This is a genomic window from Pseudomonas sp. 30_B, from assembly GCF_017491605.1.
Lineage (GTDB): Bacteria > Pseudomonadota > Gammaproteobacteria > Pseudomonadales > Pseudomonadaceae > Pseudomonas.
This window is the reverse complement of the sequence record NZ_JAFGYY010000541.1, coordinates 1-237: the sequence shown is the minus strand read 5'-3', so window position 1 is coordinate 237 and position 237 is coordinate 1. Positions and strand designations below refer to the sequence as shown.

1 pseudogene is annotated in these 237 nt (G+C 62.9%); it reads left to right on the top strand.

What is annotated here, in order from left to right:
* Positions 1 to 237: pseudogene (locus J5M67_RS29395) on the top strand (arylsulfatase); the annotation flags it as partial.

Sequence of the window (237 nt, the reverse complement as noted above, 5' to 3'; positions counted from 1 at the left end):
ACGGCTATGCCACCGGCCAATTCGGCAAGAACCACCTGGGCGACCGCGACGAATACCTGCCGACCAATCACGGCTTCGACGAGTTCTTCGGCAACCTCTACCACCTCAATGCCGAGGAAGAGCCGGAACGCCCCTACTGGCCGAAGGATCCGCAAAGCCCCTACGTCCAGCACTTCTCCCCGCGCGGGGTGATCCATTCCTTCGCCGACGGCAAGATCGAGGACACCGGTGCGCTGA